This is a genomic window from Sphingomonas sp. CCH5-D11 (assembly GCF_001557395.1).
GTDB lineage: Bacteria > Pseudomonadota > Alphaproteobacteria > Sphingomonadales > Sphingomonadaceae > Sphingomonas.
Genome location: NZ_LSKH01000049.1, coordinates 22605 through 30653 on the forward strand (window position 1 = coordinate 22605; position 8049 = coordinate 30653).

Below are 8049 nucleotides of genomic sequence, written 5' to 3' on the forward strand. Positions count from 1 at the left end.
GAGCCGACACGCGGCTCTCCAAGTGCCCGTTCAATCAGTTGATCGGCGCCCTACCGGCCGAGCGCCTTGTCAGCGAAGGCGACGTCCAATTTGCTCATCGCTGCATAGCCAGCGTCTGACGGGTGGACGCCATCGGCGATCTCGACCTTGCCAGCGCGCTCCTCGGCATCAAAGTCGAGCACTGCGATGCCGTTTGCCTGCAGCGTTCCGTTGCGCAGCAATGCGTTGAACGCCTGACGCTCGCGCTCCTGTTCCGGGGGCAACCCATTGCGTCGCATCACAGTGCCAACGGCGACCTTCCAGCCGCCATCGTGCAGGCGGCCGGCATATTCCTGCAGCGTCTTGAACAAAGGTGCCGCCTTGCTGCCAAGCGCAAAGTCGTTCGATCCGCCATGGATGATTGCCACGTTGTTTCGTCCGGAACGGAAGTAACGCTCGACGGACGAAACCTGCCCGGCAAGAGATCCGAGCGTGATCCCATTGACGCCATCATTGGCAACAATCACGTCGTTGCCGACATGGCTCTGGTACAGGCCAGGGCGTGACGTGGTTGTCGGATCAGTGGAGGCAACACCTTCGGTGATGCTGTCACCGACGAAAACAACAAGATCTCTCTGCGGCTGGGCGCTGGAATATGCCCGAAAGGCGAGAAGGGTGACAATGATCAAAAGCAGCGCGCCCGCGAGATAGAACCAGCGGCCATTCGACTTTTTCGAGCGGGTACGGCGGCGGGATGTTACGTTCATGATGCCAATGCTCTCCGGTGCGCAAGAACCGTTACCTATTGCGAAGTTTGCTGGCGATCTAGCATCAAACGCACCCGGAACAGACTATCGAGAACGATGTGCGCACCAGCGGGGACCATCGACTACCAGCGCGAGAGGCGAACCCCGCCTTTCAGCAGCAAGACGCTACAGGCGCGCCCGTCCAGGCTGAGCCGCGCGGCCTGTTCCTGCGCTCCATGGACGCGTTGAACGAAGGCATCATCGACATTGTGGCCACGCCGTTCGAGCTGTCCCATGCGGTCGGCAAGCTCGCCGGTGATCGCCTCGGTGTTGATATGGGCGACAGTTCTCCGATCGCCGCATGGCTCCGCGACAAATGGCACGCCATGGGGGTCGGCCAGCGTGATGAAGGGTCCGCACCTCGGTCTGACCTGGAGCGATATGGGCAGGCATTCTTGCGAGGCGCCGGTTCCGCGGTCTTGCCGGTGGGCGGCACCCTGTCTGCCGGTGGTAAGCTGGCACTTCGTGCGCCATCCATCGCGACCGACGCGTCCGCGGCGCGCTCGGCAATCCGGGGTTCACTTGTTGATGCAGCGAAAGACCCCCGCACCGCGGTTGCACTCGAACTCGGGTCGGGCGCCGGCTCATACATCGGCGAGGAAGCTGCGCACGACATCGCGCCGGGCAATCCTTACGCGGCCATCGCCGGTCAGGTAATCGGCGGCCTCGGCGGCGGCCTAACCGCGGGGGCAACGACACGGCGGCTGGGCACCCGGTCTAGCGGGGATCATGTCGCCAGCGCCGACATGGCCGAAGCGCCTGCGCGCGAGTTTGATCCCGACGCCCCTATGATCGAACGCGACGGCAGTCTGTTCGCTCGGGCAGCAGACGGGACCGAGGTGCCAATTCCCATCGATGCGTCAGGGCACCCCGGTGTGACGTGGGTCGAAGATCATTGGGAAGCGCTGGTGAGCCTGGAGGGTGGCGCACCGAGCTACGGACCAATGGGCACGGCCAATTCCCTCCCCTCCAAATACGCGGAAGTCGCCGAGCGCCTGAACTATGGCGCTGGCCGGCGGATGGGAGCGCCGGACACCGCTGCTCGCCAAGTTCCCGCTGATGATTGGGACGCGTTCGATGATGCCCCTGATGCACAAGTGACGACAATTGAAGCTGCACCGCGAGAAAGCTCACCCGAGCCCAACGCGTCCGCGATGGCGATGGACGCCGATGTGGAGCGTGCTGAGCTTGTCGGCCCGGAGCTCACTCGCGACCGCATCGAAGCAAGAGGGCAGACACGTCGGCTGACGGACATAGTGACCGACGCAGAGCGCTTGCAGGCGGCTGAGGGTGTTGCACCTGACGATGTGCTGCCCCTCCGCGGCGGGTCCCCGGCCGACACCGGCACCCGAGCGGTGGCAGCGTCTTCCGAATGGGGCGAAGACGTTCCTGACTTCGCGGGCAATATCCGCCTCGACAAGCTCGAGTCGCCCCAGGACATTGATCGTGCGTTGACCACCTCGGTGCAGCGAGCGGGCGGCTTCGACGCCGCCACGCGCGGGCGCATCCGCAATGAAGAGACTGCCAGTCTCGCGGCCGACCTCGGCATGACCGCCGACGATCTGCTGGCCAGGCGGAAGGGACAGGCGTTCAATGCTGAGCAGGCGCTGGCGGCTCGTCAGCGCGATCCACGTCGCAGACAAGTGGCATGTGTTCGAGCGTTATCAGCGCGCTCTATCGCAGGTGGTGAACCAGAAGATCGATCAGCTGCGCAAGAGCGGGGAGTCTGCGAAGGCGCGGACCCTTTGGGACCTGAAGCCTGCGATCATGGCGGTGGACCCGAAGAAGCAGAAGTGGCGCCGCTACCCCAAGAAGCCCCAGCGCACGTTCGACTTCGCCGACGACCTCAAGCCCGTGCTCGATCACCCCGACAACGATGCGGTAAGCCGCGCATTCTGGGGACGCCTCGACTTCCTGCGGTTCTACACCAGCCGCACGCTCGCCGACGCCATGCCGCATCTCGACCGCTGCCGCGATCGGCTGGCCCCGTTGGCGGACATCGAGAAGGTGAAGACCTTCTGGAATCACCTGAACTCCAACTGGCTGCTCATCGCCAATTACTTCAAGACGGTGCAGCTACGTCCGAGCGGCAAATGGCGGGGAGCCACCACCAACGCCATCGAGCAGCGCAATCGCGAGATCAGGAAGCTGGCAGACGTGCGCAACGGCGTGCAGAATTTCGGCCTGCTGCGCTTGCTCGCCCTCTACCACAAGTGGCATATCGGGGATGAGATCGTCTTCTGCTCGGAGCGGGATTGTCCCGCGGTGTGGGGGCCGGTCTTCGGGCCGCCGGTCCCGCCGGAGATCAGGCAGGCTTCAGGCATTCATCCACGATGCCCTGACCACCTCTAGCCATCGTTAACCATTCACCCCCCAGGCAGGCGCCGGCGGCCAGTGGCTGCACCCAGCGCTGTCCTGTGGAGCAGCGTTCCCGGTGTCAGCCCTCGCTCAGGTGCTGCCAAGCATCAAAGCAGCCCCTCTGCGCCGCTTCGATCGTCGCATACCGCTTCTTTCCCCAGACCGTCTCCTTCGACCCCGGTCGAGTCGCCCCGACCGCGAACGATCCATCGCGCTTGGTCACCACCATGAGGTGGAAGCCGTCCACCTTGATGTAGGGCGTCCCCTTGGCAGACCGCTGCCAGCCCTTCCGCTCCGGAAAGCGATCTCGCCGACCAGCCTTCGACCGCATCTGCTTGTCGCGGCCCTCGGCGGCTTGCAGATCCTCAGCCATGTGGCCGGCGCAGATACAGCCGCAGGCGAGTTGTCCGTCATAGCGCTCGTTCGCCATGACGTGGATGAAGCGCACCTGCGCGCTTTCGCACATCCCGCAGGTCTCGAACTCGTCTTCACCAAGCGCCTCGAACGTGTCGTATTCGTCAACGCAGACCCAGCCTCGGTGCGGAACGCCGGCCTGTGACCACTTCCCACGGCCCTGCGAGATGGCGTCGCGCTCTTGGCTCATTGGCCTATGCCGTCGCCGGTAGCTGCCGCCGAGTCCGTCATTGCAGGACTGCGCGAAGGACGGAGACTAGCGGCACGAAGTGCCCCTTGGTGGGGTCGGCGCCCGGTTCATATGGATCGCCAAGCTGCATCTCAATCCGAGGCTCCAGCTTGGCGCAGTTCGGGTTGGCTGGATTGCTCTTCCGCTCGCGGACGGCGAATGTTTTCTTGAGCTTCAGGTCGATACGCACCGAATAGCGGGCACAGTCGGGCACGTCGTTCTCGTAGGTGACTGCGTCGTCGCTGAACTTCGCTTCGAACCAGTCAACCTCTGGCGAGTATACATACTCATCGTTGATCGTCGTCGAGGCTTCGATACAGCGCTCTAACTCTTGCCGGCAGTCGATCGTCACAACAGCAGGCATTAGCCTGCCGCCACCGTCTATGCGGGCCCAACGGCCTTGGGCGGTGGTGAAGCCACCATAGCTGAAGACCCTGGCGGTCCCATTCGGCACGGCACCTCCTGCATCAGCCAGCACGGCCCACTCACGTGCGAACTCGAACAGCACTAGCATCACGAAGAACGCGATCTTCCAGCCGTTCCGACGCCGTGGCTTCGCAGGTTCGACGACGTCGTTCATGCTGCTCGGCGTGCTTTGGGGGAAATGAGGCGTGGAGCTGCGGCGACCGTCATTGTTCGAGATCGAGGCTGGGCTGGTCGGAATCGGACTGACCATTTCCGTCGCCACTCTCCTCGCCGATTACGGCGCGAGGATCTGGCGCCTGCTGCACTGACATCAGCTGCGACGGGAACGGGCGGGCATGGGCCACCGCCTCGTCGAAGGAGCAGGTAAGCCACCGCTCCTCGTCTTCTTCGTCCAGCAGCACCGGCATCGCCTTCGGATGGATCGGCGCCACCAGCGGGTTCGGCTCGGTCGTCAAGAAGGCGAACACTGCGCCGGTGTCAGTTGGCCGCCAGACGCCAGCGAACGAGACGATCGGCCGACTCGGCACGTCAAACCAGAACAGCGGACGCTTGCCGGTGGAGCCTGGCCCGTATTCGCTGAAGCTGGTGAACGGCACCAAGCACCGCCGCTCCGGGTTCGCCAGCGCGGACTTCCAGAACGGCGACGTGTAGTTGCGAACGTTCGTTACCCTCGTGTCCAGCAGCACGGGCTTGCCGGTCGCCTTGTCGATCCGCTTGCCGGGCACCTTGCGGGGGAAACCCCATGCCATCGTGTCCAGGCACCGGCCGTCATCCCCTTGGCGCACCACCCATGCCGGCCGATCTGGGAACAGCTCGGGCGGCGGGAACGTCGCGTCCTCGGGGTAGATTGGCTCGACGCCATACCGACGGGCTAGCTCCGCCTGCTTGGCGGTCATCCGGTATCGATTGCACATCTGTTCGGGTGAACCGAGCTAGTCGGCAGCGGCGCTCAACTTGCCCACGTGCCAGCCTACAATCGCGTCGCGCTCGATCCGCAACGGCACGCCCCCTTCCGGCATCCCTTTAGTTCCCGGCGAGATCACCTGTCCGCCAATGAGGTGCAGAAATGGGTATGCGGGCGCGGGCGTCTCCGTCTCCTCCTCATCGTCAACAGACTTCAGGATCTCTTCGAAGAGGACAGCGAAGCCGCCACCAGCCGTGATGCGCTGCTGAGCTTCGAGATACTGGCGGCGAGAACAAGTCGTGCCGGTGAAGCATAGCCCGCTGGTATACACCGTGACCGCCATCCCAGCGCCCTTTTCAGCCAGGTGGATGATCAGATTGAGGATCCTATCTCCCGTGACCTCGGGTTGATCTTCGGTCTCAGCAAGTGGTGCTTCTTGTTCGTTCTCAGCCATCGATCCGTCCGCCAAAGTCTCGTTCGGCGCAGACGATGACACATCTGCGACTGCGACGGTAGCTGACATCGACTGGCTCGCTACTGCTCCTTAGAACGGGGGTCGCCCTCGATCGTGACGCCGAGATCAGCCAACCGTTGCACGATCCGGTGATAGGGCTTGTGACAGCTCGCCCAGGGGTGCCGCGGCTCGACGGTTGCGGCGATCCAGAAGTCCGTCAGCAGTTGTTGGTCGCGAACGAACGGCCGAAGCACATGAAGGGCGAGCCGCACCTCAATGGTGCCAACCGTTTCTTGTGATGATCGCCCTGCGGCCTCGCGCAAGATGGTGAGCGCTAGATTGACGAGAGCATGGCGGTGGGCCCGGCGTCGCGCGCGCTCACGACCGAACGGGATCGGAAGCAGCGAGATCATCGGGGATGCGCAGCGCTTCGGGCACTTCAGCGCATAGCGTGCCGCGCGCCAGTCCGTATTGCCACCGTTGTTGCGAACCTCGGTGATGATCGCGTGCAGCTCCCACACTTCGGTGGCCCTACAGCTTGTGCAGGTGACCCTGACCTGAGCCTCGACGCGGTAGAGATCGGACAGGTTCTTGGGTGCGCCGACCATGACGCCAGCCTAACGAGAACAAAACGTGATTCGCAGTCTGGAATTGCGGATGACGGCGTGGCAGCGGGGAACGCGGCAAGTATCCGCACGCCGGTGCGCTCAGGCAGTACAGCTAAGCTGGCAGGTCCGGTGCCCATGGTGGGCATTGGAGAAAAGGACATGAGCAACACCCGCGCATGGCGTGCGAAGCCGCGCACCAACAAGCCGAATAGCAGGCAGAAGAGGAACGGTTTGTTCCTCGACGCGCATCCGGTCTGCCAGCACTGCGGTGCCCGGCCGGCGGTCGAAGCGCATCATCAGCTGCGGCGTGGCCATCCGCTGCGGTATCTCTGGCAGTTCATGCGCGCTCTGTGCGTCAGCTGCCACGTAGAAGAGCACAAGCCGCGCCCAGCTGTGCGGACGCGGCTCGTTCTCGTGATCGTCTGGGGCAGGTAGAGTGGCTGGGGCGGCGTCCGCCGCCGCCCCCTAAAATGGCACGTCGTCGTCGATCAGCTCCAGCTGGAACTCACCTTGGCGACGGAGACGATCGACCTTCTCGATCAGGTTGCGGACGCGGACCAGCTCTTCCGGCGTCAGATCGAGACGCCTGATCGCATGGTGAGCCAGCTCGTATTCCTTACCGCTGATCTTCGGGCAGGTGAGGGCGCTCTGTAGGCGACCGCGCCAGTTGGTCGCCGTGACGGGGGACCAGACCTCCTCGGGATCGACCCCGAGGAAGGTCGCCATGCCGATGCCGATCAACGTATAGACCGTCGCGTGATAGGGCTGGAGGATGTCCTCGGCAGCAACCAAGCGAGGATCGCTCTGCTGCTCAGTCAATACTTGATCGACTGCAAGTAAGGCCGACTGGAACTTATGGACGTCGCGCGAGGTGTAGATTCCCATGCTCACGCCTCCCCACCGAGCGCCTGGAGGCTTTCCATCTCCAGCAGGCGCCGGCCACGGACCTTCCGGCTCTTGATGTTTGCGGCGGCCAGCTCGCGGTAGAGCGAACTGCGACTCAGGCCGGTGATGCGCTCACCCTCCTGCATGGTGACAAAGATCGGCTTCATGTCGTGCATTCCCAGTTGCCGGTCCGGAGATCGGGCGGCTTCTGGTCTCTGCTTGCCATCGGCGGTGAGGCGCGCCTTTCGGGTTACCGCGCCAAGCTCCGGAATACTCCGGAATACCTCGGAGAAGCCGCTAAGCGTCTGTGAGATGACGACGGATCAGGAGTTCAATAGTGGGCCGGATCGAATCGGCGTCCGGCCCCTTTTCGATGTCGGCCTTCGCCAAGCGATCTTGCAGAGCGGCGACAACTGCCGTGATCGAGACGTCGGAATCATCGCCGGGGACGCCCTCAGCCAGCACGTAGCGGGCGAGCTCAACTGAGAACATGGACCACCATTTAGCGGTCGGCCGACCACCCTTGATCTGGATCCATTCGTCCGGCGGTGATGCCCATTTCTCGACGACCTCATTGATCTGATCGCCGTCGAATACGATGCCGACCATCTCGTAGGTGGTGGGGCCCGACACCACGGTCAGTTCGCCGGTCTTCCACATCGCCGCCATCAGGTCCGGCTCGCCGGCTGCGATCGCCCACAGCGCAGGGTCGATGCCCTTCGGGCTCGCGGTTGTGCTTTGCTGGTTGACCGTCGTGATCATCTTGGCCGCCTGGGCATAGATCATTCCGGCCTTGAGCCGCCCGACCACAATCTGCTGCATCGAAGATGGGTTGCCGACGGCGAGGATCGTGTGGCGGACCTTGCTGGAGGCGACGAGATTGCGACTGGCCATCTCGGCCATGTGCCGCATTGGCCGTAAACATCCGGTTCAACGGCTATTTGCCGCGAAGCACGTCCCACAGAATGCGCCGCACGGCTTCTGGG

Annotated in this window: 13 protein-coding genes; 2 read left to right on the forward strand and 11 right to left on the reverse strand. The window is 63.5% G+C overall.

Going from position 1 to position 8049, the window contains the following annotated elements; genetic code table 11:
• Positions 1-50: 50 nt before the first annotated feature.
• The 3 genes from AX702_RS03260 to AX702_RS22375 form a co-directional block, all read right to left on the reverse strand.
• A complete protein-coding gene (locus AX702_RS03260) occupies positions 51-746 on the reverse strand; it encodes an SGNH/GDSL hydrolase family protein (protein ID WP_066776071.1) in 696 nt (231 codons plus the stop codon).
• 122 nt (positions 747-868) lie between these two features.
• The gene (locus tag AX702_RS03265) at positions 869-1108 is read right to left on the reverse strand and encodes a hypothetical protein (protein ID WP_066776073.1); all 240 of its coding nucleotides are present in this window, start codon (positions 1106-1108) and stop codon (positions 869-871) included.
• Positions 1109-1915: 807 nt separating this feature from the next.
• Positions 1916-2428, reverse strand: coding sequence for a hypothetical protein (locus tag AX702_RS22375; RefSeq protein ID WP_066776076.1), 513 nt, complete (start codon positions 2426-2428; stop codon positions 1916-1918).
• Between AX702_RS22375 and AX702_RS03275 the strand changes: the two genes are divergently transcribed.
• Positions 2379-3137: a transposase gene (locus AX702_RS03275; protein ID WP_066776079.1), complete on the forward strand. Its 759-nt coding sequence runs from the start codon at positions 2379-2381 to the stop codon at positions 3135-3137. The genes AX702_RS22375 and AX702_RS03275 overlap by 50 nt on opposite strands.
• A gap of 85 nt (positions 3138-3222) precedes the next feature.
• On the opposite strand, the gene AX702_RS03280 is transcribed toward AX702_RS03275, so the two are convergent.
• From AX702_RS03280 to AX702_RS03300, 5 genes are all read right to left on the reverse strand, one after another.
• Positions 3223-3747 carry a hypothetical protein gene (locus AX702_RS03280; protein ID WP_066776085.1) on the reverse strand — a complete coding sequence of 175 codons (525 nt, stop codon included), beginning with the start codon at positions 3745-3747 and terminating at the stop codon, positions 3223-3225.
• Positions 3748-3784: 37 nt separating this feature from the next.
• Positions 3785-4366 carry a hypothetical protein gene (locus AX702_RS03285; RefSeq protein WP_066776088.1) on the reverse strand — a complete coding sequence of 194 codons (582 nt, stop codon included), beginning with the start codon at positions 4364-4366 and terminating at the stop codon, positions 3785-3787.
• A gap of 49 nt (positions 4367-4415) precedes the next feature.
• Positions 4416-5126 (reverse strand): SOS response-associated peptidase, encoded by a 711-nt coding sequence (locus tag AX702_RS03290; RefSeq protein ID WP_082745955.1) that lies wholly within the window; start codon positions 5124-5126, stop codon positions 4416-4418.
• Between the two features lie 18 nt (positions 5127-5144).
• Positions 5145-5570, reverse strand: a complete 426-nt coding sequence (locus tag AX702_RS03295) for a hypothetical protein (protein ID WP_066776094.1) — start codon at positions 5568-5570, stop codon at positions 5145-5147.
• Positions 5571-5650: 80 nt separating this feature from the next.
• A complete protein-coding gene (locus AX702_RS03300; RefSeq protein WP_066776097.1) occupies positions 5651-6178 on the reverse strand; it encodes a hypothetical protein in 528 nt (175 codons plus the stop codon).
• A 159-nt stretch (positions 6179-6337) separates the two neighbouring features.
• Between AX702_RS03300 and AX702_RS03305 the strand changes: the two genes are divergently transcribed.
• The gene (locus tag AX702_RS03305; protein WP_066776100.1) at positions 6338-6613 is read left to right on the forward strand and encodes a hypothetical protein; all 276 of its coding nucleotides are present in this window, start codon (positions 6338-6340) and stop codon (positions 6611-6613) included.
• A 30-nt stretch (positions 6614-6643) separates the two neighbouring features.
• Here the strand turns inward: AX702_RS03305 and AX702_RS03310 are convergent, their stop codons facing one another.
• The 3 genes from AX702_RS03310 to AX702_RS03315 form a co-directional block, all read right to left on the reverse strand.
• Positions 6644-7063 (reverse strand): hypothetical protein, encoded by a 420-nt coding sequence (locus tag AX702_RS03310; protein WP_066776103.1) that lies wholly within the window; start codon positions 7061-7063, stop codon positions 6644-6646.
• Between the two features lie 2 nt (positions 7064-7065).
• Positions 7066-7230, reverse strand: a complete 165-nt coding sequence (locus tag AX702_RS21965) for a hypothetical protein (protein WP_156455339.1) — start codon at positions 7228-7230, stop codon at positions 7066-7068.
• 130 nt (positions 7231-7360) lie between these two features.
• The gene (locus AX702_RS03315) at positions 7361-7966 is read right to left on the reverse strand and encodes a hypothetical protein (RefSeq protein WP_066776106.1); all 606 of its coding nucleotides are present in this window, start codon (positions 7964-7966) and stop codon (positions 7361-7363) included.
• Between the last annotated feature and the right edge of the window lie 83 nt (positions 7967-8049).